Annotated in this window: 25 protein-coding genes; 7 read left to right on the top strand and 18 right to left on the bottom strand. The window is 67.6% G+C overall.

Translation table 11 applies throughout. The features are described from left to right. Nucleotides 1-35 precede the first annotated feature (35 nt). From C1704_RS17170 to C1704_RS17150, 5 genes are all read right to left on the bottom strand, one after another. Nucleotides 36-668 carry a PaeR7I family type II restriction endonuclease gene (locus C1704_RS17170; RefSeq protein ID WP_104303967.1) on the bottom strand — a complete coding sequence of 211 codons (633 nt, stop codon included), beginning with the start codon at nt 666-668 and terminating at the stop codon, nt 36-38. A gap of 98 nt (nt 669-766) precedes the next feature. After that, entirely contained in the window at nt 767-2,479 is a 1,713-nt protein-coding gene (locus C1704_RS17165; RefSeq protein ID WP_211286962.1) for an Eco57I restriction-modification methylase domain-containing protein, read from the bottom strand. 31 nt (nt 2,480-2,510) lie between these two features. Next, entirely contained in the window at nt 2,511-3,344 is an 834-nt protein-coding gene (locus tag C1704_RS17160; protein WP_272867985.1) for an SIR2 family NAD-dependent protein deacylase, read from the bottom strand. After that, nucleotides 3,341-4,096 (bottom strand): LytR/AlgR family response regulator transcription factor, encoded by a 756-nt coding sequence (locus C1704_RS17155; RefSeq protein WP_104303965.1) that lies wholly within the window; start codon nt 4,094-4,096, stop codon nt 3,341-3,343. Before C1704_RS17155 ends, C1704_RS17160 begins: the two co-directional genes overlap by 4 nt. A gap of 20 nt (nt 4,097-4,116) precedes the next feature. After that, the gene (locus C1704_RS17150; RefSeq protein WP_245876536.1) at nt 4,117-5,232 is read right to left on the bottom strand and encodes a sensor histidine kinase; all 1,116 of its coding nucleotides are present in this window, start codon (nt 5,230-5,232) and stop codon (nt 4,117-4,119) included. A 161-nt stretch (nt 5,233-5,393) separates the two neighbouring features. Between C1704_RS17150 and argH the strand changes: the two genes are divergently transcribed. Next, complete coding sequence (argH, locus tag C1704_RS17145; protein WP_104303964.1) at nt 5,394-6,791, top strand: argininosuccinate lyase; 1,398 nt, start codon at nt 5,394-5,396, stop codon at nt 6,789-6,791. Nucleotides 6,792-6,794: 3 nt separating this feature from the next. Here the strand turns inward: argH and C1704_RS17140 are convergent, their stop codons facing one another. Continuing rightward, complete coding sequence (locus C1704_RS17140) at nt 6,795-7,334, bottom strand: hypothetical protein (RefSeq protein WP_146076110.1); 540 nt, start codon at nt 7,332-7,334, stop codon at nt 6,795-6,797. A 5-nt stretch (nt 7,335-7,339) separates the two neighbouring features. Next, complete coding sequence (locus C1704_RS17135) at nt 7,340-7,819, bottom strand: hypothetical protein (RefSeq protein WP_104303962.1); 480 nt, start codon at nt 7,817-7,819, stop codon at nt 7,340-7,342. Nucleotides 7,820-8,018: 199 nt separating this feature from the next. Between C1704_RS17135 and C1704_RS17130 the strand changes: the two genes are divergently transcribed. Then, on the top strand, nt 8,019-8,513 hold the full coding sequence (locus C1704_RS17130) for a hemerythrin domain-containing protein (RefSeq protein ID WP_104303961.1): 495 nt from the start codon (nt 8,019-8,021) through the stop codon (nt 8,511-8,513). Here C1704_RS17130 and C1704_RS17125 read toward each other — a convergent pair. Beyond that, a complete protein-coding gene (locus C1704_RS17125; protein WP_104303960.1) occupies nt 8,510-9,151 on the bottom strand; it encodes a cation efflux transmembrane domain-containing protein in 642 nt (213 codons plus the stop codon). The two genes, C1704_RS17130 and C1704_RS17125, sit on opposite strands and share 4 nt — an antisense overlap. Nucleotides 9,152-9,232: 81 nt before the next feature. Here C1704_RS17125 and cadR point away from each other — a divergent pair, with 81 nt between their 5' ends. The 3 genes from cadR to C1704_RS17110 are packed head-to-tail and all read left to right on the top strand — an operon-like array spanning nt 9,233 to nt 10,725. After that, nucleotides 9,233-9,706, top strand: a complete 474-nt coding sequence (gene cadR, locus C1704_RS17120; RefSeq protein WP_104303959.1) for a Cd(II)/Pb(II)-responsive transcriptional regulator — start codon at nt 9,233-9,235, stop codon at nt 9,704-9,706. 2 nt (nt 9,707-9,708) lie between these two features. Then, nucleotides 9,709-10,506, top strand: a complete 798-nt coding sequence (locus tag C1704_RS17115; protein WP_104303958.1) for a DUF2189 domain-containing protein — start codon at nt 9,709-9,711, stop codon at nt 10,504-10,506. A 12-nt stretch (nt 10,507-10,518) separates the two neighbouring features. Next, nucleotides 10,519-10,725: a DUF2788 domain-containing protein gene (locus C1704_RS17110; protein WP_104303957.1), complete on the top strand. Its 207-nt coding sequence runs from the start codon at nt 10,519-10,521 to the stop codon at nt 10,723-10,725. Between the two features lie 10 nt (nt 10,726-10,735). On the opposite strand, the gene C1704_RS17105 is transcribed toward C1704_RS17110, so the two are convergent. After that, nucleotides 10,736-11,509, bottom strand: coding sequence for a protease inhibitor I42 family protein (locus tag C1704_RS17105; RefSeq protein ID WP_104303956.1), 774 nt, complete (start codon nt 11,507-11,509; stop codon nt 10,736-10,738). Between the two features lie 205 nt (nt 11,510-11,714). On the opposite strand from C1704_RS17105, the gene C1704_RS17100 reads away from it, so the two are divergent. Further along, nucleotides 11,715-14,909, top strand: a complete 3,195-nt coding sequence (locus C1704_RS17100) for a CHASE domain-containing protein (RefSeq protein ID WP_170064734.1) — start codon at nt 11,715-11,717, stop codon at nt 14,907-14,909. Between the two features lie 18 nt (nt 14,910-14,927). Here the strand turns inward: C1704_RS17100 and C1704_RS17095 are convergent, their stop codons facing one another. The 8 genes from C1704_RS17095 to C1704_RS17060 all read right to left on the bottom strand — a co-directional run bounded on the left by C1704_RS17095 (nt 14,928) and on the right by C1704_RS17060 (nt 23,428). Next, complete coding sequence (locus C1704_RS17095) at nt 14,928-16,253, bottom strand: TRAP transporter large permease (protein ID WP_104303954.1); 1,326 nt, start codon at nt 16,251-16,253, stop codon at nt 14,928-14,930. Further along, complete coding sequence (locus tag C1704_RS17090) at nt 16,250-16,738, bottom strand: TRAP transporter small permease (RefSeq protein ID WP_104303953.1); 489 nt, start codon at nt 16,736-16,738, stop codon at nt 16,250-16,252. Before C1704_RS17090 ends, C1704_RS17095 begins: the two co-directional genes overlap by 4 nt. Before the next feature lie 103 nt (nt 16,739-16,841). After that, nucleotides 16,842-17,870: a TRAP transporter substrate-binding protein gene (locus C1704_RS17085; RefSeq protein WP_104303952.1), complete on the bottom strand. Its 1,029-nt coding sequence runs from the start codon at nt 17,868-17,870 to the stop codon at nt 16,842-16,844. Between the two features lie 42 nt (nt 17,871-17,912). Next, entirely contained in the window at nt 17,913-19,244 is a 1,332-nt protein-coding gene (gene fahA / locus C1704_RS17080; RefSeq protein WP_104303951.1) for a fumarylacetoacetase, read from the bottom strand. Continuing rightward, nucleotides 19,241-20,545 (bottom strand): homogentisate 1,2-dioxygenase, encoded by a 1,305-nt coding sequence (gene hmgA / locus C1704_RS17075; protein ID WP_104303950.1) that lies wholly within the window; start codon nt 20,543-20,545, stop codon nt 19,241-19,243. The genes fahA and hmgA overlap by 4 nt, the downstream gene beginning before the upstream one ends. A gap of 5 nt (nt 20,546-20,550) precedes the next feature. Then, a complete protein-coding gene (locus C1704_RS17070) occupies nt 20,551-20,766 on the bottom strand; it encodes a DUF2783 domain-containing protein (protein ID WP_104303949.1) in 216 nt (71 codons plus the stop codon). Between the two features lie 11 nt (nt 20,767-20,777). After that, nucleotides 20,778-22,475: an FAD-dependent oxidoreductase gene (locus C1704_RS17065; protein ID WP_104303948.1), complete on the bottom strand. Its 1,698-nt coding sequence runs from the start codon at nt 22,473-22,475 to the stop codon at nt 20,778-20,780. Beyond that, a complete protein-coding gene (locus C1704_RS17060) occupies nt 22,472-23,428 on the bottom strand; it encodes an MBL fold metallo-hydrolase (RefSeq protein WP_104303947.1) in 957 nt (318 codons plus the stop codon). Before C1704_RS17060 ends, C1704_RS17065 begins: the two co-directional genes overlap by 4 nt. Before the next feature lie 197 nt (nt 23,429-23,625). Between C1704_RS17060 and C1704_RS17055 the strand changes: the two genes are divergently transcribed. After that, the gene (locus tag C1704_RS17055; RefSeq protein ID WP_104303946.1) at nt 23,626-24,447 is read left to right on the top strand and encodes an IclR family transcriptional regulator; all 822 of its coding nucleotides are present in this window, start codon (nt 23,626-23,628) and stop codon (nt 24,445-24,447) included. Between the two features lie 58 nt (nt 24,448-24,505). Here the strand turns inward: C1704_RS17055 and C1704_RS17050 are convergent, their stop codons facing one another. Next, complete coding sequence (locus tag C1704_RS17050) at nt 24,506-24,886, bottom strand: DUF3800 domain-containing protein (RefSeq protein ID WP_104303945.1); 381 nt, start codon at nt 24,884-24,886, stop codon at nt 24,506-24,508. Nucleotides 24,887-24,972 lie beyond the last annotated feature (86 nt).

The raw sequence follows: 24,972 nt of genomic DNA, 5'->3' as shown, positions 1-24,972 counted from the left end.
CTTCGAAAAGCTCGACATCATGTTCCTCGGCTTCATCACCTTCGTTCTCGTCGCTGATGGACTGCGGATGTGTTAACAGGCCCTAGACGCTGACAGAGGATGTCATAGCGCCTGAGGTAGGAGGCGCCCTTGAACTCCTCAAACACCGGGAAGTGCGGGGAAGCATCTCGTACGGGTGAGCGCGACTCCGGCGCATCCTCGACTACCATGAGCCAGCCCACGAACGGCTTCGGGTGATCCTTTCCGAAGGCGTTCTCTCGGTATGCGGTCCAGAGGCAATGTGCGGTGCCGATGGCCTCCTCAGTCCGGTTGTTGAAGTTGTTGCCGAACGACGGGCCAACTTGGCTCTTGAACTCCAGGGCCGCTACCAGCTTTCCCTGGTTCACGATGAGCATGTCCCAAAGCTTGGTTGGCCGAAAGTAGCCAGGCAGAGTCACAAGCGACCTGGCTAGGTGGATCTGAGCCTGATCCATTCCATTCGCGCGAACCAGATCCTCTATCAAGGCGAAGAAGCCGTCCAGGTTCTTGCCGCTCGTGACGCCAGCGCGCTCGCCTTGATCAATCTTCCCCGCGGCGATCTGCTTCTGTCGTGCTTTCTCCCGATTGCCCCAGAAGGCCTTGATCGCATCCCGCGCCTTCTTCTCGTAATCCGCCAGTTCCAACGCCAAAGTCGAGCCCTCCTAGCCAGGTTGGCGTCGATTGTGCAACGAATCGTAAAGCGCGCGAGGCGTGCGACAGATGAATTGGCTGGATCTCCTGGAATGCCTCAGTGTTGATCCAGCGCTAGAAGCTCCTTGGCGCTCAAGCCATACAGCTCGCACGTGGCCTTGTCGCATTCCTCCAGATCCAGCATGTCTGCCGCTTCGCTTAAGCGCTTGCGCATGGCAAGCGGCACGGTGTCCCACAGGGGGAGTCTGATGCGCCGAAGGTACTGAGCCTGGAATCTCAAGAAGCCGCCTCGCATTTTGGTGGAGTAGGTGGCGACGAAGAGACGTGTCAAGCGCGACAGCAGGATCGCCTGAAGCGCCTTGAGCTCCCAAGTGTCGGAGACGACGAAATAGAGATTGTGGTGGGGGTAGAGCTGACCATCCTCGTAGACGACCTGCGCCTGACCTTTGATGTCTGGGATGAGCAGCTTTTCGCGCCTAGCAAGGTCCGGGGTGATCCTGTCAATCGTCCGGTACCAGTTCGCGGGCATCTTCTGAGCAACGTGACGACCAGCGATCTGGTCTTTCCTCGCTTCCAGGTAGGCCCTCAGCTTGGGGAACTCTGCGAGATCTACCAGCCGACCTTCGTCCGTGAAGGGGTTGATTACCCCTTTTCCTTGCCAGTTCACCCTTCCACTGTCGATGTCTCGGGTCATGACGAGGGGCAGCTTGCGATCAGGCTCGACGTCGAGCTCCTCGATGGGGCCGATGAATGCCTTGTCAGCGCCGGTTGCCACGCCAATCCCAACTTTGCAGCCCGCCGCCTCTAGTGTGGGGAAGGAGCTCTCGATTCGGCGAACTAGATCGAGCGTGTCCGATGCGTGCAAAACCCAGGGCTCCGATCCGCTGGCGACTCCCGTTAGTTCACGCACAAGAGGGGACGGCTTCTTGGACTCTCCGCGCAAGCTCTTTGCCAAGGTCTTGAGCGAACTCGCAGACAGTTCAGGGCGCTCTGCGACGCGGGTGGGGCCAGGCGTTTCCCGCCCGATAACTGTGATTGCTGGATACGCAATGACATCGGAGTGAAACGCGGGTGTGTCGACCATATCCACATACACCCGCAAGTGATAGTCGCGCGCTACCAGTTCTCGCAGGGGTCCGCCATAGCGGTTCTTCATCCAGCGGTCTGCGCAGATGAAGCTGAGTACTCCGCCACCGGATAGCAGCTTCAAACTCCTCTCAATGAACGGGATGTACAGATCAGCTCGGTCGTATAGCGTCGAAAAGCGCTTGCGGTACACGGAGAGAAGCGCGTTGGGTATGAGCTCCTGGCGCACGTAGGGCGGGTTGCCCACAACGAAATCGAAGCACCCCTCGATAGGCGAAAGCAGGAAGTCGCCCTGAATAAGCCAAGCTGAGGTAAGCCGGCTCGCCTCACGCCGCTCTATACCTGCGGCCAACAGCACTTCAATGACAGTGTCCCTCGTCCGCATCCAACTGTCTTCGTGCAGCTCGACTGCTCGGATGCATTCAGCCAGATCCCCTACAGGCTGCTTCGCCTTCAGCGCTCTGTCCCAGCTACGCAGCAGCCGTTCCACAGCGGGAAGCAGAAAGTCACCACCACCAAAGGAGGGCTCGAGCAGGCGCTGCGTGTGCAACGGCTTGTCGTCGGTATAACCAACGAGATCGAGGATGAACTCAACCACCTCGCGCTTGGTGAAGATTGCGCCTCGGCGCTCGTCGGCTCGCTCGCTTCGCGCGAGTTCTTCTACGGCCTCTGACACGGGGCAGAAGCCGTCCAAAGCGAGCTGATCTAGATCGAGGTTGGTCACGGTTGGGGCTTCCAAAGTACTGGATAGATTATCAGTTCCTTTGGTCGGACTTGGGAAGGTCGAAATCGTGTCCGAGATTGTCAGCCCCCACCAACCCCCCCAACCCCACCGCCGCCGTCATCCTCAACACCCGGCTCACCTGCCCACTCAGCGGCGTGGGCTGCGGGTTGATCTCCACCACCGGCACCCCGCGTGCCAGCGCTTGCGCGGGCAGGCTGGCGGCGGGGTGGACGAGGCCGGAGGTGCCCACCACCAGCAGCAGGTCGCAGGTGGCCACCGCGTCCAGGGCGGCCTGCCAGGGGCCTTGGGGCAGCGCTTCGCCGAACCACACCACGCCGGGGCGCAAGGGGCCGGCGCAGTGGGGGCAGGCGGGTGGGGTGATGCGCAGCTCGGGCTGCCAATCTTGGGCCCGTGGCGCCACGGGCTCGCCGGGCGGGCGGCCGCGGGTGAAGCAGCGGGGGGCGAAGAGGCTGCCGTGCACGTGAATCACGTCGGGGCTGCCGGCGCGTTCGTGCAGGTCGTCCACGTTCTGGGTGACGATGCGCAGGCCGCTCCGGTGCCGGGCCCAGCGGGCCAGCGCCATGTGGCCGGCGTTGGGCTGGGCCTGGCGCACCAGGTGAGCACGCCATTGGTACCAGGCCCACACCAGGGGCGGGTCGCGTTCGAAGGCTTCGGCGGTGGCCAGGGTTTCGGGGTTGAAGCGGGCCCACAGGCTCTGGGGCGTGTCGCGGAAGGTGGGCACGCCGCTTTCGGCCGACATGCCGGCGCCGCTCAGCACGCAGGGGCGTTGCGCGGCCTGCCACCAGGCCAGCACGTCGGCAGGGACATCGGGCGCAATACCAGACGGAACGGCGGGCGCGTTCACAGCCCTTCGCTGCTGAGCGCCTCGCGCACCGCCGCCACCTGCCGGCGCGACACGGCCAGCCATTCGTCCAGGCCCTGCAGGCGCACGGCCCAGCCTTCCTTGCCGTTGTCTTCATCGTCGCCGGGCACGCTGCGGCGCTCGAGCGCGCGCACGGCGCGGCGGGCCACCAGGGCGTTGCGGTGGATGCGCAGGAAGCGCTCGCCCAGGCGTTCTTCCAGCACGGCCAGCGAGTCGTCCAGCACGTAGGTGTGCTCGGCGGTGCGCAGGGTCACGTACTTGAGTTCGGCTTTCAGGTAGAGCACTTCGTGCACCGGCACGCGGGTGATGCGGCCGCGGTCGTTCACCACCAGCACGGGGGTGGCGTCGTCGGGCTGGGTGCGGGTCTTCAGGCGTTCGGTGGCGCGGTCCAGCGCGGCCTGCAGGCGTTCGCGGCGCACGGGCTTGGTGAGGTAGTCCACGGCGTTCAGCTCGAAGGCCGTGACGGCGTGCTCGGGGTGGGCGGTGACGAAGACCACCGCTGGCGCATCGGCGCGGCCTTGCAGCTCGGCGGCCAGGGCGGTGCCGTTCAGGCCGGGCATCTGCACGTCCAGCAGCACCACGTCGCAGCTGTGTTCGGCCAGCCAGAGGCGGGCCTGTCGGGCGTCGGCCGCTTCGGCGATCACCTGGTTGGGTGGCATACCGGGCTCCTGCAGCAGGCTGCGCAGCCGCAGGCGGGCCAGTTCTTCGTCGTCCACGATGAACACCTTGAGCATGGTGCGTGGTCCTCCCCTGTTCAGCTTTTCAGCGGCACGGCAATGTGCACGCGCCAGGTGCCATTCTCGGGCCCGGCGGCAAACTGTGCGCTCACGTCATGCATCAGGCGCAGCCGTTCCTTCACGTTGCGCAGCGCCATGCCGTGGCCGGGCGCCACGGGGCTGTCGGGCGGGGGCAGGGTGTTGGTGACCGACACCACCGCCAGCGAGCCGCGCACCTGGGTGCGGATGCGCACCACACCGCCTTCGGGCGAGGGCTCCACGCCGTGGCGCACGGCGTTCTCCACCAGGGGCTGCAGGATGAGCGGGGGCACGCGCACTTCGCTGGCGCCCGGGTCGAGGTCCCATTCCACTTTCAGGCGGGTGCCGAAGCGGATCTGTTCGATGGCCAGGTAGCGCTGGGCCAGGTCCACCTCTTCCGACAGGGCCACGGCGCGGCCGGTGTCGATGAGGGCCACGCGGAACAGCTCCGACAGGTCTTCCAGCACCGATTCGGCCCGGGCCGGGTCCACGCGCACCAGGGCGATGGCGGTGTTGAGCGTGTTGAAGAGGAAGTGCGGCCGGATGCGCGACTGCAGCTCGGCCAGGCGTGCGCGGGTGGCCGCCGGCAGCTGGCTGCTGGAACGCAGCTTGAGGGCGTAGAAGATCATGGCCGCCAGCGCCGCCCCGGCCAGCAGCGGGGCCAGGGCCGAGACGGTCTGGGTGAGCGGCAGGCCCACCAGGCCCACCTGCCACCAGCCATAGGCGCCGCACAGGGCGCCCAGGCTCACGGCGGCCACCCATTGCATGGCATCCGACGCCTGGGTGAGCACGCGCTTGAGGGCGCAGCACAGCACCAGCCACAGCAGCGTGGCGGGCAGGGCCACGGCGGCGCCGTAGGCCAGGTGCATCAGCCAGTCTTCAGCGCCCTGGGCAAAGAAGCTCAGGGCCACGCCCAACACGGCATGCACGAAGAGCACCGCGCGCAGCACCACGCCCACCTGGCAGGCGTCGAAGGGCGAGCGCGCCGCCCGGGCCGCCGCGCCACCGGGCTGGAGCTGGTCGAAGATGGTGGTGCCGAACTGGCTGGTGGGCACGGTCGGGCGGGGCCGGCCGCCAGGGGCGGTTCGCGGTGAGGGGGTGCCGTTGGTGGGCAAGCGAGGGTCTCCAGGGGGCGGCCAGGCCAAGCCTCTAAAATCGGGCGGTTTCCCGGTGGGGCTGCCGCCCACCGTCGCCGCCGATTCTCCCGGACGCAAGGCCTGCGCGGCAAGCCGCCGTCCCCCACGTCCATCCTTCCGGCCTGCGCCGTTCATCCGACATGTCCGCCAACCAACTCGACAAGAAATCCGAAGCCTGGTCTGCGCTCTTCTCTGAACCGATGAGCGAACTGGTCAAGCGCTACACCGCCAGCGTCTTCTTCGACCAGCGCCTGTGGCGCGCCGACATCGAAGGCTCGCTCGCGCATGCCGAGATGCTGGCCGCCCAGGGCGTGATCTCGGCCGACGACCACGCCGCCATCCAGCGGGGCATGGCCACCATCACGCAGGAGATCGAATCCGGCGCCTTCGAGTGGAAGCTCGACCTGGAGGACGTGCACCTGAACATCGAGGCCCGCCTGACCCAGCTCATCGGCGACGCCGGCAAGCGCCTGCACACCGGCCGCAGCCGCAACGACCAGGTGGCCACCGACGTGCGCCTGTGGCTCAGAGGCGAGATCGACCTGATCGGCGGCCTGCTCACCGACCTGCAGAAGGCCCTGGTGGACATCGCTGAGAAGAACGCCGAGGTGATCCTGCCCGGCTTCACCCACCTGCAGGTGGCGCAGCCGGTGAGCTTTGGCCACCACATGCTGGCCTATGTGGAGATGTTCGCGCGCGATGCCGAACGCTTTGCCGACGTGCGCCGCCGCACCAACCGCCTGCCGCTGGGCGCGGCCGCTCTGGCCGGCACCAGCTACCCGCTCGACCGCGAGCGCGTGGCACGCACCCTGGGCATGGACGGCGTGTGCCAGAACTCGCTTGACGCGGTGAGCGACCGCGACTTCGCGATCGAGTTCACCGCGGCCGCGTCGCTGGCCATGGTGCATGTGTCGCGCCTGTCGGAAGAACTCATCCTGTGGATGAGCCAGAGCTTCGGCTTCATCGACATCGCCGACCGCTTCTGCACCGGCTCGTCGATCATGCCGCAGAAGAAGAACCCCGACGTGCCCGAGCTGGCGCGTGGCAAGACCGGCCGCGTGGTGGGCCACCTGATGGGCCTGATCACGCTGATGAAGGGCCAGCCCCTGGCCTACAACAAGGACAACCAGGAAGACAAGGAGCCGCTGTTCGACACGGTGGACACCCTGAAGGACACGCTGCGCATCTTCGCCGAGATGGTGGGCGGCATCACCGTGAAGCCCGAGGCAATGGAGCGCGCGGCCCTGAAGGGCTATGCCACCGCCACCGACCTGGCCGACTACCTGGTGAAGCAGGGCCTGCCCTTCCGCGACGCCCACGAGGTGGTGGCGCATGCGGTGAAGACGGCCATCGGCCTGGGGGTGGACCTGTCGGAGCTGCCGCTGGCCACGCTGCAGGGCTTTTCGCCCAAGGTGGGCGAGGACGTGTACGAGGTGCTGTCGCTGCGCGGCTCGCTCAACGCCCGCAACATCCTGGGCGGCACCGCGCCGGCCCAGGTGCGCGCCCAGGTGGCACGCCACCGGGCGCGGCTGGGTTGAGGTCTACTGCCCCAGGAGAGCCTGGACGCGGCTGTAGTCGCGGTCGGGGTGCCGTCGTTGCATCTCCTGCGCCAGCTCGCGCATGGACCGGCCGTCAGTCGTCTTGACATCGGCATGGGCGCCGTGAGCCAGCAGGAGCCGGACGACCTGAGGTTCGTTGACGGCGACGGCTGCTTCGAGCTGCGACGGCTGACGAACCGTCTGGGCTCGTGCATTCACATCCAGGCCTCGTTCAACATAGCGCTGGAAGACTTGCTCCAGAAAGTGGTCATCCTCGATCACGCCAAGAGCGTGCGCTGACGCCTCCGCATTGATCTCCGCGACGTCCCGCTCCCTGGGCAAGACCGTGGTCAGCGCCGAGCGGGCCACCCATCGGTACAGCGGTCCGTACACGCTGTCGAGGGGCCCCTCGAAACGATGCTGACTGCTGAGCACGACCAGCATGGCTGGCATGCGGCTGAAGCTGTACCAAAGGCTTGCGGCCCACACCGAGACAAGCGCCAGCAGCGCGATGCCGATCCATCGAGACACCGTGGATCGCATGATCATCACCCCCAGACGGCACCGACGTTGTGGCCGGCGACGAACTGCACAGTGAAGGGGCGACGAATCTGGTGGACGAGCGTGCCGTTCAATGCTTCATCGAAGCGCATGCGCAGATTCGTGGCAATCTGGTCGCGAACCCTGTCGTAGACCCGCACATCCTGCAGGTCGTTGGCGGTGGCGTACCTGAACCAATGCTTGGCGGTGCCCTGGGTCAACTTCCTGGCAAAGCCCTTGAGCCAGGAATGTCGGTTGGGCATGAGCGAGGCCAACAGGGCATGGACGAAGCCCAAGGCGTAGGATCCATCAATGGCTGCAACCAGCATGGTCTGGGCCAATCGGCGGCACGCGTTGTCGATGGGCATCGACTCGACGGCGGCGGACCGGGAGGGATAGAAGAACTTCAGGATCTGCCGGGTTTCATTCGCGTCAAAGACGAGTTCGGCGTCGACGAAGTCCGGCACTGTGACGATGTACTGCCCCATGTTTCCTCCTGCTTGTTTTGTTGGGGTGCGGCAATTCTCCGGAGCCTGAAGCCGCCCGAGAACCACCTTGTGGGGGGAAGTTGGAAACAGGATGTACGTTCCCCTTGCAGTCATGCGATCGAGCAAGGGTTGATGCGGAGCAAGGTCAGATGGACGCGATGCTTCTAGGCTGCAGGCTCGTTCCTGAAGACCCCTCCTGATGTCTGCCCTTCCCGCCGCCTTGCAGTGGTCCGACGCCCTGGTCCTGGGCAACGAGGCCATGGACCGCACCCATGAAGAGTTCGTCGCGCTGCTGCAGGCCCTGCAGGCGGCCCCCGACGACGCATTGCAGCCGGCGCTGCGCACCCTCATCGAACACACCGAGGCCCACTTCGGCCAGGAAGACGCGTGGATGGTGGCCACCGGCTTTGCGCCGGACAACTGCCACCAGCGCCAGCACACGATGGTGCTGGACCTGATGCGCACCGTGGAGCAGCAGGCCGTGCAGGACTTGACGCTGGTGCGTCGCCTGGCCGAAGAGCTGGCGCTGTGGTTCCCCCAGCATGCGCAGATGATGGATGCCGCCCTGGCCTGGCATTGCGAGCAGGTGGGCTTTGATACAGCCACGGGGGCCTTGCGGCCGGGCGCTGCAGCCCAAGCGCTGCCCGACACGCCGCTTTCCCACTGCGGCAGTGCCGGCTGCGCTACCCGCTAAGCCGCTTGCGCGTGCGCCTTCAACTCGTGCCGCGCCTGGCCGACGACACGCACCGCCGCACTCACGCCCAGGCCGGCCATCACGGTGGCCACGATCAGGTCGGGCCAGGCGGTGCCGGTGCCGAACACGCCCAGGGCCGCCAGCACCACCATGGCATTGCCGATGGCGTCGTTGCGCGAGCACAGCCACACCGACTGGGCGTTGGCGTCGCCCCCGCGGTAGCGGTAGAGCAACAGGGCCACCGCGACATTGACCACCAGGGCCAGCACGCCGATGACGCCCATCGTGGCCGGCTCCGGGGTCGACCCCACCCAGGCCAGCCGCCCTGCATAGGCCAGCACGCTCAGACCGTACAACCCCATCATCCAGCCTTTGAGCCAGGCCACGCGCGAGGCCCAGATGGCGGCCAGGCCCAGCACGGCGAGCGACAGGCCGTAATTGATGGCATCTCCCGCGAAATCGATGGCATCAGCCAGCAAGGCGGCCGATTCGGCCTGCCAGCCCGCCCAGAGTTCCACGCCGAACATGGCGGCATTGGCGATCAGCGCGATCCACAGCACCCGCCGCCAGCCTGGGTCGCGGGCGAGTTCACGGGCGTTCGACGACGAACAGGCGTGGTCGTGGCAATGGGCAGACATGGGCGATTCCTTGGCAGTGTTACCGAGCCGGCATTTCGGCGTACAGTCATTGGAAACCCTGTAGCCACTCCAGAGTCAAGCATGAAGATCGGTGAACTGGCCGAACGCGCCCACACCCCGGTGGAGACGGTGCGCTACTACGAAAAAGCGGGCCTGATGCCGGCCCCTTTGCGCACCGACGCCAACTACCGCCGCTACGACGACGGTCATGTGGCGCGGCTGCGCTTCATCCGCCACTGCCGCGCGCTCGACCTGTCGCTCGATGAGATCCGGGCCCTGCTGCGTGTGCGTGATGACCCCCAGGCCGACTGCACGGCCGCCAACGAGCTGGTGCATCAGCACCTGGCCCATGTGCAGCACCGCATGAACGAACTGGCGCAGCTGCGCGACCAGCTTCAGGCGCTGGAGCGCCTGTGCAGCCAGGGCCGGCCCAGCGCCGAATGCCGCATCCTGGCCGAGCTGGCCCAGGAGCCCGAGGGCGGCTGCTCGCCCGCGCAGGCCTCCGGCGCCGCCTGCCTGGGCGACACCCACGGCCGTCGCACTCCCGGACCCTGACCATGACACCTGCACCTGCCCTTGCTCCTGCCGCGCTGCCCGCCGTGCGGTCCCTCAGCCCCACCCGTCCGCTGCGCTGGCTCGTGGCGGGCCACCACGACCTGGCGCGCGCCATGGGCCTGAGCCTCACCCACGGGCTGGTGGTGATGCTGGGCGCCGTGGCCATCGCGCTGCTGGGCTGGCGCCATTTCGGCGTGCTGGCTGGCGGCTACACCGGCTTCCTGCTGGTGGCGCCCTTGCTGGCTACCGGGCTCTACCAGATCAGCCGGCGGCTGGCGCAGGGCGTGGAACCCACCTGGGCCGACGTGCGCCAGGCCTGGCGCCTGAGTGGTGCGCTGATGCGCTTTGCGGCGTTGCTGGCGCTGATCGGCACCTTGTGGGTGGGATTCTCGGCGGTGGTGGTGCTGGCCATGTCGGGTGAGCCCTGGGCCGGGCTGCAGGGCTTTTTCAGCCCGCGGGTGCTGCGATCGGCCGACTTCGTGGCGCGGGGCCATCTCTTCGCGCTGTGGCTGCTGGCCGGCGGCCTGCTGGCGGCCTGGGTGTTCGCGATCTCGGTGGTGGCCATCCCGATGCTGCTGGAGCGGCGCGTGCCGATGTCGCTGGCAGTGCTGGCCAGCGTGCGCGCCGTGGGTCACAACCCGGTGACCATGGTGGTGTGGGCCGGGCTGATCTTCGCCTGCACGGCGCTGGGTCTGCTCACCCTGGTCGGGTTGATCTGGTTCGTGCCCCTGCTGGGGCATGCCAGCTGGCATGCCTACACCGACCTGGTCGATGCCTCGGCCTGGCCCGAGCGGCGCTGACGAGGGCGCGGCATGACCGAGGAACAGTTCTCGCACTACGGCGTCACGATCGGCCTGGCGGCCTTCATCGCCTTCATGCTCTTCATCATCTGGGACCTTGCGCGCAAGTCGCAGGCGGGCCGCTTCGGCACCTTCGTGCTCTTCTTCGTGCTGGCCTTCGGCATGCTCGGCTTCATCGCCAAGAGCGTGCTGCAGTGGATCCTCGACATCGGCCCCTGAGCTGCGACCTTCAGCGCACCCGCACGGTGAAGGTCACCGACGGGGTCTCGGGGGTCGAGGCATCCCAGCTGCGGCGGTATTCGAAGCGCAGGATCTGCTGGCCGGCCGTGGGCGCCCGGAAGCGGAAGACTTCGAGGCCCGGGGCCCCCACGCGCGAGGCGGCGGCCGGGTCGGTGACGTAGGCCGGGTTGGCCGAGGGCTCGAGGATGGCCTGGGGGTCGGGCACCATGCGCCAGCCGTAGCCCATGGTGCGGTTGGCCGGCAGCAACAGCACCATCTCTCCACCGAGGCGCAGGTCGGTGAGGCTGCGGCTGTCGCCCGAGGTGAGCACGGGGGTGTCCGGCGCCACGTCGTCGGGCACGCGCACCAGGCTGCGCGGCACGTTGGGGGGCAGCTCGTTGCGGCTGCGGTCCAGGGCGCGCAGCACCAACTCGCCCACCTGGGCAAAGTAGCGCTCACGTTCCGGCACACCGGGCTCCAGCGTGAGCAGCGTCAGGTCGGGCTGTCCGGTGGGCTGCTGTTGCCAGCGCCCGGTGGATTCGAAGCTGCGGTTGCCGTCGCGCGTGCCCACGTAGGTCTCGCGCAGAGCAAAGCCGCTGGGGTTGTTGCCGCTGCGATACAGCCGCAGATCGGTGCGGATGCCCGCGCAGTCGGCGCAGGGCAGGGTGCCCACGTAGCGGGCCGAAGGCGTCTGTCCGCGCAGGTCCACCGGCGCATTCGGGGCCGTGGCGCAGGCGGCCAGCGAGAAGACGGCGAGCAGGCTCAGTCGGGACAGCAGGGGCATCCGGAGGTTCCTTTCTGCCCGCACGGTAGCGGCCCTGCGGCGGCGGAGCAAGTGCCCCGGCGCCGCGGGAGTCTATTCGGGCTGTGCTTTGACACACCTGTCTTTTTGCACCCGGACAGGGCGCGGTGGTACGCTGCGGACGCAGTCCCCCCTTCCACGCCCCGCCGACCGTGCCCACATGAACCCTGGCGCTGCCCGAGTGCTCGTGCTGCAACTGACTCTCACCGGGTTGGGCTATGCGGCCCTGAGCTGGGCGGCCGTGACCCTGTCCCTGCCCTGGGGCTTTGCCTCGCCGCTGTTCCCGGCGGCCGGCCTGGCCCTGGCTTGCACCCTGGTGTGGGGTCCGCGGGTGCTGCCCGCCATTGCGCTCGCCAGCGGCCTGCTCACCCATGTGTTCAACGGGTCGCCCACGCTGTCGGCCCCGCTGAACTGGGTGGTGCCGCTTTCGGTGGGGCTGGGCGCCATGGCGCAGGCAGCCCTGGGGGCGTGGCTGGTGCGGCGCTTCGTGCGCGGGCCGCTGGAGCTGGATGGGCCGGAGGAGATCTTGCGTTTCATGCTGCTGGGCGGCCCCCTGGCCTGCCTGGTCAGCGCCAGCGTCGGCACCGTGGCCCTGGGCGTCACGCAGGCGATGCCGGCGGACACCCTGGTCGTCACCTGGGCCACTTGGTGGTGCGGCGACACCTTGGGGGTGCTGCTGGCCGCGCCCCTGGTGCTCACCTTCATCGGCCAGCCGAACGACGCCTGGCGATCGCGCCGGCTGACCGTGGCCCTGCCGCTGGGCGTGGTGATGCTGATGCTGGCGCTGGCCATCGACCAGGTGAGCAACCGCGAACTGCTGCGCCGCGATGCCATGGTGATGCGCGACGCCGGTGCGGCGATCGACCGTGTGAAGCGGGAGCTGCAGCGCAACGTCGATGCCCTGGAGGCCCTGCACGGGGTCTTCCTGGCCTCGGACGATGTCACCCGCGATGAGTTCCGCCGTGCGTCCCAGCCCTGGCTTCAACGCCTGTCGGGTGTGCAGGCCCTGGGCTGGCACCAGCGGCTGCATCCAGGGGAGGTGGCCGCGTTCGAGGCGAGGGTGCAGGCCGAGGGCCTTTCGGGCTTCAAGGTGTTCAATCGCAGCGACGGGCTGCCCCCGCCGGCCGACGACATGCTCGTGATGCACTACATCGAGCCGCTGATGGGTAACGCCTCGGCTCTGGGAGTGAATGTGCTCACCATCCCGGCGGCCGCGGCGGCCATCGACCGCGCGCGGCGCGACGACATCGCCGTGGCCACCGCGGGCTTCCGCCTGACGCAGGAGTCGCAGCAGCAGGTGGGGGTGGTGCTCTATCGCGCCGTGTATCGGGGCGAGCCGCGCAGTGAAGCCGAACGAGTGGATGCCACGCAGGGCCTGGTCTTCCTCACGCTGCGCATGGACGATGCCCTGCGCCAGCTGGCCGCCGACATGCCCGCCCACCTGAGCCTGTGCCTGGTGGATCGAGGGGCATTGAGCGTGCCCCCCGGGACACCACGCTTGCGCCAGCGCCTCGCGGGTGCCCCGGGCTGTGAGTCTGGGGTGTCCTCTGGGGCGCTGGTGCGCTGGGTGGATGCCGGTGTGGATGTGGCCGGGCGCGACTGGGAGGTGCGCGTGCGCATCGACGAGTCGCTGCTGCCCGGCTCCACACCCTGGACGATCTGGGTGTTCGCGATGGCCGGGCTGATGGCCGCCACCATGCTCAGCATCCTGCTGCTCACCATCACCGGCCGCACCCGGCGTATCGAGTCGGCCGTGCGCGAGCGCACCGCGCAGCTGCAGCGCGAGATCGCCGAGCGCAGTTCCGCCGAGATTGCCCTGCGCGAAAGCGAGCAGCGCCTGCGCAACATCTTCAACACCGTGCCCACCGGGATCGTCTACACCGACCTGCAGGGCCGCATCATCCAGGCGAATCCCGGGTTCTGCCAGCTCACCGGTTACACCACCGAAGAGCTCAGCCGCATGGCCACGGCCGACCTCACGCACCCGGCCGACCGCTCGGCCGATACCTCGCTGCTGCAGCGCATGGCCGCGGGCGAGCTGCCCACCTACCGCCGCACCAAACGCTATCTCACCCGCGATGGCGAGGTGCGGTGGGTGCGCATCCAGGTGCGCCCGCTCTTCGACGCCACCGGACGCCCCTATCGCACGGTGGGCGTGGTGGAAGACATCAGCGAGCACCTGAAGCTGGAGGAAGCCGAACGGGCTCGCAAGCTGGCCGAGGCCTCGAACCGCGCGAAGAGTGACTTCCTCTCGCGCATGAGTCACGAACTGCGCACCCCGCTCAATGCGATGCTGGGTTTTGCCCAGTTGCTGGGCCTGGAAGGGCGGGCGTCGCAGTCGGCGCGCGAGAAGGAGTGGCTGGGGCAGATCCAGACGGCCGGATGGCACTTGCTGGACATGATCAACGACGTGCTGGACCTCTCGCGCATCGACCTGGGCACGGTGAAGCTGCACACCGAAGCCTTGCCGGTGCGGCGCCTCCTGCGTGATTCGGTGGCGCTGGTCGAGGCCGAGGCCTTGCAGCGAGGGGTGCGTGTGGAACTGGACGACACGGGCGCGGGCGACCTCGCGGTGGTGGGCGATGCCACGCGGGTGAAGCAGATCCTCACCAACCTGCTGAGCAATGCGGTCAAGTACAACCGCGAGGGCGGCAAGGTGACCTTGAGCGCCCGCGCGGCTGAGCGGCCGGGCCACCCCGAAGGTGAGGTGGTCGAGATCGCCGTGCAGGACACCGGGATGGGGCTGAGCCCGGAGCAGATGGCTCACCTGTTCGAGCCGTTCAACCGCCTCGGGCGCGAGGCCTCGGGCGTGGCCGGCACGGGCATCGGTCTCGTCATCAGCCGGCGCCTGGCCGAAGGCATGGGCGGCGAACTGCGGGTGGACTCGACCGAGGGCGAGGGCTCCACCTTCACGCTGGTGCTGCCCAGTGCTGCTGCGGCCCGCGGCGCGGTGTCGGGCTGGGGCGACCTGGGTGCGGTGGCGCCGAGCTACGGCACGCGCCGTGTGCACTACATCGAGGACAACGAGATCAACGCCGAAGTCATGCGTGGCGTGCTGGCCCAGCGCCCGCAGATCGACCTGAGCGTCTCGGCCACGGCGGCCGAGGGCATGGCCTCCATCCGCGACCGCTCACCCGACCTGGTGCTGCTGGACATGCACCTGCCGGACATGGACGGGATGGAGGTGCTGGCCCGGTTGCGCAGCGATCCGCGCACGGCCGACGTGCCGGTGGTGGTGGTGTCGGCCGATGCACTGCAGGACCAGATCGAGGGGGCGCTGCACGCGGGTGCGCAGCGCTACCTCACCAAGCCCGTGGATGTGCGCGAAGTGCTCAGCATCGTCGATGAACTGCTGGGCGCGCGCGAGGCGCGCCCAGCCTGAGGCGGTGCAGCGCTGGACTCAGGGGAAGAGCCAGCGCACCACGCCGAGGGTGATGAACGGGAAGAAGAGCAGCAGCGCCACGCGCAGGAAGTCGCTCAGCAGGAAGGGCAGCACGCCGCGGTAGGTTTCGCTCATCGGCACGTCCTTGCACACGCTGTTGACCACATAGACGTTCAGGCCCACGGGCGGCGTGATCAGGCCGATCTGCACGATCATCAGCACCAGGATGCCGAACCAGATGGCCTTTTCCTGCATGTCCAGCCCGAAGAGGTCCAGGCCCATGATGGCCGGGAAGACCACGGGGATGGTCAGCAGCAGCATCGACAGCTCATCCATCACGCAGCACAGCACCACATAGAAGGCCAGCAGCGTGGCCACGATGGCCAGCGGCGGCACCTGCAGGTGCGAGACCCAGTCGGCCAGGTTGGCGGGCAGCTGGGTGAGCGCCAGGGCCGAGTTCATCATGTCGGCGCCCAGGAAGATCATGAAGACCATCGCCGAGGTTTCGGCCGTGCCCAGGAAGGAGCGTTTGATGCCCTCCAGCCCCAGCTCGCGCGAGGCGAGCCCCGCGATGAAGGTGCCGATGGCGCCCACGGCCGCGCCCTCGGTGGGCGTGAAGATGCCGGCGTAGATGCCGCCGAAGACCATGATGAAGATCGTGGCGATGGGCCACACGGCGACGAGGGCCTTCCAGCGCTGCGCCCAGGGTGTAGGCTCGGAGGCCGTGGCCAGGTCGGGCCGCACGCGGCAATAGATGTAGATCACCACGATGTAGCCGAGCATCGCGATCAGGCCTGGGATGAAGGCCGCCGCGAAGAGCTTGGCGATGTTCTGTTCGGTGAGGATGGCATACACCACCAGCGGCACCGAGGGCGGGATGAGGATGCCCAGCGAGCCGCCGGTGGCCAGCACGCCGGTGGACAGCCGTCCCGAATAGCCGTGCGCCTTCATCTCGGGGTAGGCCACCTGGCCGATGGTGGCCGTGGTGGCGACCGAAGAGCCGCACACCGCGCCGAAGCCGGCAGCGGCCATGATGGCCGCCATGCCCAGGCCGCCCTTGATGTGCCCGATGAAGGCGGCAGCGGCCTTGAACAGCGCCCGCGACAGGCCACCTTGCGTGGCGAACTGACCCATCAGCAGGAAGAGCGGGATCACCGAGAGGTCATAGACCGTGAGCCGCGCCACCGCCGAACCCTTGAGCATGTTGAGCAAGGCCAGCTCGTTGGTCATGGCCCAGTAGCCCACTGCACCGGGGATGAACATGGCGGCGGCAATGGGAATGCGCAGGGCCATCAGCCCCAGCATGGCCGCGAACATCACGAGGCCGATCATGGTGGGGGTCATGCCGTGGCCTCCGACTCGCGACCGAGGAAATGCATGAGGGCCTGGTAGATCGCCACCAGGGCGGTCAGCGCCAGGCCGGGGGCCAGCACCGCATAGACGATCCACATGGGCAGGCCCATGATCATCGAGGTCTCGCCGGCTTCCTTGACCGACACCGCGCCTTCACCGGTGCGCCAGGCCAGCAGGATCACCATCGCGGCCAGCAGCAGGGCGCCGATGCCGTCCAGCACCTGGCGGCTGCGCTCGGAGGCCTTCAGGGTGAAGAAGTCCACGATGATGTTGCCGCCGTGCAGCTGGCACCAGGGCAGGCACAGCGAGATGGCCAGCGCGATGCCGAACTGGGTGAGCTCGATATCACCCTGGATGGGGGTGGACCACAGGGCGCGCATCACGATGCTGGCCACGGTCATGCAGCCGACAGCGGCTGCGGCCAGGCCGCCGACGAGCGCAAAGACCATCGAGGTCCATCGTAGGAGTGAGTACATGCGGGTGGGCTCCAAAAAAGGGCGGGCGTGCCTTCAGACACGTCCGCCCTTGTCCGACGACACGGCTGATTGTCAGTGCGCGTCGTTCGTCCCGGTGAGGGGATTACTTCTGATGCTTGGCAATCATGGCACGGGCGTCTTCCAGCATCTGCTTGCCCGGCAGGCCGGCCTTGTCCATCGCAGCCACCCAGTCGTCATACAGAGGGGCCGAGGCCTTGATCCAGTTGTCCACTTCCTCGTTCGGCAGGGTATAGAAGGTGTTGCCGCGGTCTTCCGCGGGCTTGCGCCCCGGGGCGCGCGCGGCGTCCCAGGTCCTGCCGGCCGAGGCCGAGAAGCCGGCGCCGCTGTTTCGGTCGATGATGGCCTTCAGGTCGGCCGGCAGACTGTTGTACTTGGCCGGATTCATCGCCAGCACGAACACCGAGGTGTACAGCGCCGGGCGGTTGTCCGGCGTTTCGGTGTGGAACTTCACCATCTCGTGCAGGCGCACCGAGGGGATCACTTCCCAGGGCAGCACGAAGCCGTCGATCACCCCCTTGTTCACCGCTTCGGCCACGGCCGGCAGCGGCATGCCCACGGGCGAGGCGCCCAGGCTGGCCAGCAGGCGGTTGGTCTGGCGGGTGGGCGCGCGCATCTTCAGGCCCTTGAAGTCGGCCAGGGTGCGGATCTGCTTGTCGCGCGTGTGCACATAGCCCGGCTCGTGCACCGAGAACATCAGCGGCTTGACGGAGGCGAACTCCTTCTGGCCGTACTTCTCGTAGAACTCCCAGGCCGCCTGGGCGCCGGCCTCGGCCGAGCGGATCATGAAGGGCAGCTCGAAGACCTCCATGATGGGGAAGCGGCCGGCGGTGTAGCCCGGCAGCGTGAAGGCGATGTCCACCACGCCGTCACGGGCCTGGTCGATCAGCTGCGCCGGCGTGCCACCCAGCTGCATGGCCGGGAAGATCTGGCACTTCATGCGGTTGTTCGACTCGGCGGCGATCTTGTCGCACCAGGGCATCAGCACCTTGGTGGGCGGCATGGCCTGGGCAGGCCAGAAGTGGTGCACGCGCAGGGTCACGTCCTGGGCCTGGGCGGCCAGGCCGAAGGCGGCCGTCAGGGCCACTGCGCAGGTCTTCAGCAGCGTTTTCATGTCTCAGTCTCCTTGTTGTGGGCAGTCGGGGTCGGGGAGGGGTCAGCGTCGAGGGGCTTCCGGGGCCGGCAGCACCGTGCCCAGGCAGTCGGAAAAACCGATGCTGCGGAAACCAGGCCGCTCGCAGCGCGCCCGCAGGACGACAGTATCCCCATCCTCCAGGAAAGTGCGAGTCTCACCGTTCACCAATCGCACCGGTTTGGATCCACCGCACGTAAGTTCGAGAAGCGAACCGCCTTGGTCATCGGCCGGGCCGGATTGGGTGCCGGAGCCGAGCAGGTCACCGCTCTGGAGGTTGCAGCCGTTGATGCTGTGGTGGGCGATCATCTGGCCCACCGTCCAGTAGGCGTCGCGGTAGTTGGACTGCATCAGCCGCTGCGGTTCCTGGCCGTTTTCCCGCATCTTCGGTGTCTGCAGCCACACCTCGAGCGTGATGTCGATGGCGCCACGTTCGCGGGTCTCGGCCGAATCGAGGTAGGGCAGGGGTTGCGGGTCGCCCTCGGCGCGGGTCCAGGCGCTGCGGAAGGGTTCGAGCGCTTCCATCGTGACGATCCAAGGCGAGATCGTCGTGGCGAAGTTCTTGGCCAGGAAGGGCCCCAGGGGCTGGTACTCCCAGGCCTGTACGTCCCGGGCCGACCAGTCGTTGAGCAGCACCAGTCCGAAAGCGTGGTCTTCCGCCTGCTCAATGGCAATGGGCTCGCCCAGGGCGTTGCCGGCGCCCACGAAGACGCCCAGCTCCAGTTCGTAGTCCAGGCGTTTGCTCGGGCCCAGGACCGGTGTGTCGGCTGTGGGGGGCTTGAGCTGACCCAGCGGACGGCGGAAGGCCTGGCCGCTCACTGCGATGGACGAGGTGCGGCCGTGGTAGCCGATGGGCACCCACTTGTAGTTGGGCAGCAGCGGGTTGTCGGGCCGGAAGAGCTTGCCCACCGCGGTGGCGTGGTGGATGCCGGTGTAGAAGTCGGTGTAGCCGTCGATGCGGCAGGGCAGGGCGTACTCGGCCTGGGCCTGGGGCACGAGGCAACTCGACAGCAACGCCTGCTGGGCGCTGCCGCGCTTCAGGCCCTGCGACAGCGCCCGGCGCAAGGCCACGCGCACGGCCCGGCCCTGGGCCATGAAGGCGTTGAGCTGGCCGGGCTCGCAGGCGTTCAGGGCCGAGGCCACATCGGCCGGCAGGGCCCCGGCCTGGCGCGCGGCGCTCAGGTCCACGATCTGGTCGCCGATGGCCACACCGGGACGGAAGGCCTCATGGCTGCCGGTGCGCCGGAACATGCCGATGGGCAGGTTCTGGATCGGGAAATCGGTGGCCGGATCGTTGGCCGTCTCGACCCAGGACATCAGGGCCGGGTCGTGGGTGTCATCCAGGCGGGTGGTCATGCCTTGGCTCCTCGGAACTGGTCCTTCAGGCCCTGCCAGCAGTGGGCATAGGCGGTGTCGAGCGTGCCGGACGTCATGGCGTACTGGGTCGGCACGAAACGGTAGCGGCTTTCGAACATGAAGGCCAGGGTGTTGTCGAGCTTGTGCGGCGACAGCGGCGCGGTGCTGGCCTTCTCGAAGGCCTCGGCGTCGGGGCCGTGGGGCACCATGCAGTTGTGCAGCGAGGCGCCGCCGGGCTTGAAGCCTTCGGGCTTGGCGTCGTACTGGCCATACACCAGGCCCATGAACTCACTCATCAGGTTGCGGTGGTACCAGGGCGGACGGAAGGTGTCCTCGGCCACCATCCAGCGCGGCGGGAAGATCACGAAATCGCAGTTGGCCGTGCCCGGGGTGTCCGAGGGCGAGGTCAGCACGGTGAAGATCGACGGATCGGGGTGGTCGTAGCTGATCGAGCCGATCGTCATGAAGTGCGCGGTGTCGTACTTGAAGGGCACGAGGTTGCCGTGCCAGGCCACCACGTTGAAGGGTGTGTGGCCTTGCGTGCTGCGCCACAGGCGGCCGCCGAACTTCTTGATGATCTCGTATTCGCCCGCGCCATCTTCCCAGGCCGCCACGGGGGTGAGGAAGTCGCGCGCGTTGGCCAGGCCGTTCGAGCCGATGGGGCCGAGTTCGGGCAGGCGGAAGAAAGCGCCGTAGTTCTCGCACACGTAGCCGCGCGAGGGGCCGTCGGGCAGCTCCACCTTGAAGGCCATGCCGCGCGGCACCAGGGCGATCTCGCCCGGCTTGGCTTCGAGCACGCCCAGTTCGGTGACCAGGCGCAGCCGGCCCTGCTGCGGCACGAAGAGCATCTCACCGTCGGCATTCACCAGCGCACGGCGATCCATCGAGCGGCTGGCCAGGTACACATGCGCGGCGATGCCCGTCTGCGCGTCGGCATCGCCATTGGCCACGACCGTGCGCAGGCCATCGACGAAGTCATGCGCGGCCTCGGGCATCGGGAAGGGGTTCCAGCGCAGCGGCTCGGGCGGCACCACCACGCCGCCGGCGGCGCCGGTGGTCCACAGCGGCTGCTCGTAGGGCTGGTAGGCGCCCGTCACCACCGAGGGTTGGCGGCGATAGAGCCAGGTGCGGCGGTTGGCCGCGCGCGGCGCGGTGAAGGCGGTGCCTGAGATCAGCTCCGCATACAGGTCGAAGGGCGCGCGCTGCGGGCTGTTGCGCCCGATGGGCAGGGCGCCGGGGGCGGCTTCGGTGGCAAATTCGTTGCCGAAGCCACTGAGATAGGACAGGGGGGCGTCAGTCATGGACATCATCCTGCAGTGGAGGGGGAAGAGAGCACACTGGCGCGTGCGGCGTCGAGGGCCTGGCGCAGCACGGCCGTGTCGCCGATGTGGTTGGCCAGCAGCAGCACGAGCTTGGCGTTCAGCTCGTGGCTTTGCGCGGTGGTGAGTTCACGGTGCGCGTCGATCAGCGCTTCATAGAAGTCGTCGGGCGCGTCGAGGTGGGGTGTGGTGATGAGCGACATGGCAGCGCCTTTCAATGCAGGGCCAGCGCGCGGCGCAGGGCGGTGCGCACGGCGTCGGCCGAGGGCTGGCGCCAGCGGGCGCACACATGCTGGTCGGGGCGCAGCAGGTAGACGGTGCCGGGCTGGGCGTCGTAGCGCTGGGCGACCAGGCCTTCGGCATCGACCACGCCGAGCGCGCCGTCAACCGCGCGGGCGGCCTCGCCCACCAGCAGCACGTCGAGCGCGGCCAGGCCTTCAGCCGCGGCGCGCAGGGTGGCGATCTGCGCCTGCGCCGCGGGGCCGTCGAACACCAGCGCGGCGAAGCGCGAGCCCTGCAGCTGGCGCAGCAGCCAGCCGGGCTGGCCGTCCACCGTCACGGGCGCGTCGGCGGCCGGGGCACCGGGGCGCATGCGGCCTTCGAAGCGGTCGGCATCGGGGGTGTTCAGCGGTGACTCGGCGAGCGTGGCCGGCACCGAGAGCCGACCGCTGTTGACCAGGCTGCGCGCAAACGCGTGCTCCTTGGCCAGGTCGAGCACCGCGTCGCGGAAGAGCCGGCTCACCTCGCTCTTGGGTGTGATGAAGTCGGTGGCGCGCGTGGAGTTGCGGATGTTCTCGTCGGCGGCGTACTCGCGCTCGGCGCCGTAGCTGTCGAGCAGCGCCTCGCCGGCCTGGCCGCGCAGCACGGTGGCCAGCTTCCAGGCGAGGTTCTCGGCGTCTTGCACGCCGGAGTTGGCACCGCGTGCGCCGAACGGCGACACGAGGTGGGCCGAGTCGCCCGCGAAGATCACGCGGCCGTGGCGGAAGGCCGGCATGCGCAGGCACGAGAAGGTGTACACGCTCACCCACTCCAGCTCGAAGGGCACGTCCTCGCCCAGCAGCGCCTTCACCAGCGGGATGACGTTCTCGGGCTTCTTGGCTTCCTCGGGGTCGGCCTCCCAGCCGAGCTGGAAGTCGATGCGCCACACATCATCCGGCTGGCGGTGCAGCAGCACGCTCTGGTGGGGGTGGAAGGGCGGGTCGAACCAGAACCAGCGCTCGGTGGGGAAGCCACCGGGTTTCATCTTCACGTCGGCGATCAGGAAGCGGTCGCGGAACACACGCCCCTGGCTTTCCTGGCCGATCATGCCGCGCACCGGCGAGCGCGAGCCGTCGCAGGCGATGAGGTAGCCCGCTTCCAGCGTGTAGGGGCCCTCAGGCGTGTCCACTGTCACCACCACGTGGTCACCCTGCGGCTGCACGCCGGTCACGGCGTGCTTCCAGCGCAGGTCGATCAGCGGCAGCTCTGCAATGCGCTCGGCCAAGTAACCTTCGGCGTAGTACTGCTGCAGGTTGATGAAGGCCGGGCGCTCATGGCCCGATTCGGGCAGCAGGTTGAAGCCGTAGATCTGTTCCTGGCGGAAGAAGACCTTGCCCACGTTCCACGACACGCCTTTGTCCACCATGCGGTCGCCGCAACCCAGGCGGTCGAAGATCTCGAGCGTGCGCTTGGCAAAGCAGATCGCGCGCGAGCCCACCGACAGCTTGCAGTCGTTGTCGAGCAGCACCACGGGCACGCCCTGCTGGGCCAGATCGATGGCCAGGCTCATGCCCACGGGGCCGGCACCCACCACCACCACGGGGTGGCGCACCGGTGCGGCCGCATCCTGGTCGGGTGAGCGTTCGTAGTCGAAGCTCACTGCCTGGTAGTCCATGCCCTGGCCGTGGGCCCGGGCCAGCTCGGCGACCTTCATGACTCCAGCGCCTCCCACATCTGGCGGTCGCGCTCGGCCGTCCAGATGCGCGGGTCGGTGTACTGCGTGGCTTCGTCGTAGCAGCGCGTCACGTCGAAGGGCATGCAGTGGTCGAAGATCACCCAGTGGCCGTACTTGGGCTTGAGCCTGGCGTAGGTGTCCTTGTAGACGGTCTTGAGGTCCTTGCCCGCCGCAACACCTTCCTGCACGCTGGCGTACACGTCGGCGATGAAGCTGCGCGTGCCAGCCAGGCCGGCTTGCACCTGCTCGGGCGTGGTCAGTGCCGCGCCGCGACCGGGCACGAGCTTTTCGGGCTTCAGGGCGGCGATGTTGTCCAGCGTCTGCGGCCAGTCCTTGAAGTAGGCGTCGCCCGCATAGGGCGTGGCGTCGAACTCCACCAGGTCACCCGAGAACAGGATCTTCTGCTGCGGCAGCCAGGCCACGGTGTCGCCCTTGGTGTGGCCGCGGCCCAGTTGCAGCAACTGCACTTCCAGCTGGCCCAGCCACAGCGTCATCTTGCCGCTGAAGGTGAGGGTGGGCCAGGTCAGGCCGGCCGGCACCGTCTCGACGTTGCGGAACAGGCGCGGGAAGCGGCCGATCTCGCTGGCCTTGTCCTGCTCACCGCGCTCGCGGATGAGGTCGAGCGTGTCGTGGCTGGCGATGATGTGTTCGGGTTGGTAGGCCGAGGCGCCCAGCACGCGCACCGCGTGGTAGTGGGTGAGCACCACGTACTTGATGGGCTTGTCGGTGACCTCGCGGATGCGGCGGATCACGTCCTGCGCCATCGCGGGCGTGGCCTGGGTGTCGAGCACCATCACCGCGTCGTCGCCGATGATCACGCCGGTGTTGGGGTCGCCCTCGGCGGTGTAGGCATAGGCATTGTCCGACAGCTTGGTGAAGCTGACCTGCTTCTCCTCAAGGTCGGCCTGGCTGGCAAAGGCTTTCTGGCTCATGGGGGCTCCTGCACGTGGGCGGCTGGGTTGATCGCAAAATTCGTCTTAGATGAAGCGATTCGATATGGCTGAACTTCGCTTGATCGTAGTCAACTTGTTTGCTAATGTCTAATGAATTTGATGAGTGGCCACCCGAATCGCGGGTAAACCCTGATCTCAAGGATCAAGGCTCGACGGGCCTGGAAAGAACATAGACCGTGGACGACAACAACGCGAAGGCCGAACGCGACCGGCGCGGCATCCAGAGCGTGGAGGTGGGGGGGCAGCTGCTGCGGGCCCTGGCCCATGCCGGCCGGCCGCTGCCGCTGAAGGACCTCGCCCGCGAGGCCGGCATGGCGCCGGCCAAGGCCCACCCCTACCTGGTGAGCTTCGGCAAGATCGGTCTGATCGAGCAGCACGAGGCGAGCGGCCACTATGGCCTGGGGCCGCTGGCGCTGCAGCTCGGCCTCATCGCCCTGCAGCAGGCCGACCCGGTGCGCATTGCCACGCCGCTGATCGCCGACCTGGCCCAGCGCATCGGTCACACTGTGGCTGTGGCGGTGTGGGGCTCGCGCGGCCCCACCATCGTGCGCATCGAAGAATCACCCGCCGCGGTGCATGTGAACATGCGCCACGGCACGGTGGAATCGCTGCCCGGCACGGCCTCGGGCCGCCTGTTCTCGGCCTATCTGCCGGCCGAGAAGGTGCGGGCGGCCCTGGAAGAGGAGCGCGCCCGCGAAAAAACCTTGGGCCTGCGCACCCAGCCTGGCATGCCTCCACCCAAGCCCTTGCCCCGCTGGGAAGACTTCGAACCCACCCTGGCCGAGGTGCGCGCCCACGGCATGAGCCGCTCCGAAGGTGCCGTGATCCAGGGCGTGAGCGCCATGTCGGCCCCGGTGTTCGATCACGCCGGCCACATGGTGATGGCCGTCACCGCCATCGGGCCCTCGGGGGTGTTCGACACACGCTGGGACGGCGAACTGGCGCAAGCCCTGCGCGAGTGCGCGCGGGCGGTGTCGCAGAGGTTGGGGGCACGGTAAGTGCGGTGCGCCGTGTGCCCCTAACACAAGACGTTTGCGGATTGCAGGCCCTGGCGTATTAGCCGAAGAGAACCGTCGAAGGCCGATGAGATACGCGGTCGGTCAAAGATATACCGCCGTGCCAGTGGCCGTTTTGATCGCGGAATCTGTGCTGGAGCGCTTGCAACCGAGGCCCAAACTTCTCCACAAGCTTTGCGTAGTGAGGAGAGCAGTGTGTTTGGTTGGTCAAGGCAGTTGACGCACAACGATACACAGCTATTGGGAACAAGAGTGCCGAACAAAGAACATCTGTGAGTTGTAGGCCCGCATGATTGTCACTGTGCCCGAAAGTAGGGACCTCCACGATCCTGTTGTATGGATCCCCTGCTGCCGAGTAGCGTTGGGTAAAGATCGAGTGGGAAACGTTGGTGTTCTTTCCCTTGTTCCTGCTATCAGCGATGACTAGGGCGTGTTCACACTAATTGCGATGATGGTCGGGGCATTGGACACTTGGGGGCATGGAAATCACGCCCGAGCAATTCGCTG

The sequence above is a fragment of the Caldimonas caldifontis genome (genome assembly GCF_002930615.1).
In the GTDB taxonomy this organism is placed as follows: Bacteria; Pseudomonadota; Gammaproteobacteria; order Burkholderiales; family Burkholderiaceae_C; genus Caldimonas; species Caldimonas caldifontis.
Note: the sequence above shows the minus strand (reverse complement) of the source record. Positions and strands in the feature narration are given on the sequence as shown.

Excerpts from the sequence above, each read along its gene's own strand:
- C1704_RS17070 (WP_104303949.1), bottom strand. The coding sequence starts at position 20,766 with ATGTCGCTCATCACCACACCCCACCTCGACGCGCCCGACGACTTCTAT.
- C1704_RS17060 (WP_104303947.1), bottom strand. The coding sequence starts at position 23,428 with ATGAGCCAGAAAGCCTTTGCCAGCCAGGCCGACCTTGAGGAGAAGCAG.
- C1704_RS17115 (WP_104303958.1), top strand. The coding sequence starts at position 9,709 with ATGACACCTGCACCTGCCCTTGCTCCTGCCGCGCTGCCCGCCGTGCGG.
- hmgA (WP_104303950.1), bottom strand. The coding sequence starts at position 20,545 with ATGACTGACGCCCCCCTGTCCTATCTCAGTGGCTTCGGCAACGAATTT.
- fahA (WP_104303951.1), bottom strand. The coding sequence starts at position 19,244 with ATGACCACCCGCCTGGATGACACCCACGACCCGGCCCTGATGTCCTGG.
- cadR (WP_104303959.1), top strand. The coding sequence starts at position 9,233 with ATGAAGATCGGTGAACTGGCCGAACGCGCCCACACCCCGGTGGAGACG.
- C1704_RS17105 (WP_104303956.1), bottom strand. The coding sequence starts at position 11,509 with ATGCCCCTGCTGTCCCGACTGAGCCTGCTCGCCGTCTTCTCGCTGGCC.
- argH (WP_104303964.1), top strand. The coding sequence starts at position 5,394 with ATGTCCGCCAACCAACTCGACAAGAAATCCGAAGCCTGGTCTGCGCTC.
- C1704_RS17065 (WP_104303948.1), bottom strand. The coding sequence starts at position 22,475 with ATGAAGGTCGCCGAGCTGGCCCGGGCCCACGGCCAGGGCATGGACTAC.
- C1704_RS17090 (WP_104303953.1), bottom strand. The coding sequence starts at position 16,738 with ATGTACTCACTCCTACGATGGACCTCGATGGTCTTTGCGCTCGTCGGC.
- C1704_RS17125 (WP_104303960.1), bottom strand. The coding sequence starts at position 9,151 with ATGTCTGCCCATTGCCACGACCACGCCTGTTCGTCGTCGAACGCCCGT.
- C1704_RS17110 (WP_104303957.1), top strand. The coding sequence starts at position 10,519 with ATGACCGAGGAACAGTTCTCGCACTACGGCGTCACGATCGGCCTGGCG.
- C1704_RS17095 (WP_104303954.1), bottom strand. The coding sequence starts at position 16,253 with ATGACCCCCACCATGATCGGCCTCGTGATGTTCGCGGCCATGCTGGGG.
- C1704_RS17135 (WP_104303962.1), bottom strand. The coding sequence starts at position 7,819 with ATGGGGCAGTACATCGTCACAGTGCCGGACTTCGTCGACGCCGAACTC.
- C1704_RS17085 (WP_104303952.1), bottom strand. The coding sequence starts at position 17,870 with ATGAAAACGCTGCTGAAGACCTGCGCAGTGGCCCTGACGGCCGCCTTC.
- C1704_RS17130 (WP_104303961.1), top strand. The coding sequence starts at position 8,019 with ATGTCTGCCCTTCCCGCCGCCTTGCAGTGGTCCGACGCCCTGGTCCTG.
- C1704_RS17155 (WP_104303965.1), bottom strand. The coding sequence starts at position 4,096 with ATGCTCAAGGTGTTCATCGTGGACGACGAAGAACTGGCCCGCCTGCGG.
- C1704_RS17140 (WP_146076110.1), bottom strand. The coding sequence starts at position 7,334 with ATGCGATCCACGGTGTCTCGATGGATCGGCATCGCGCTGCTGGCGCTT.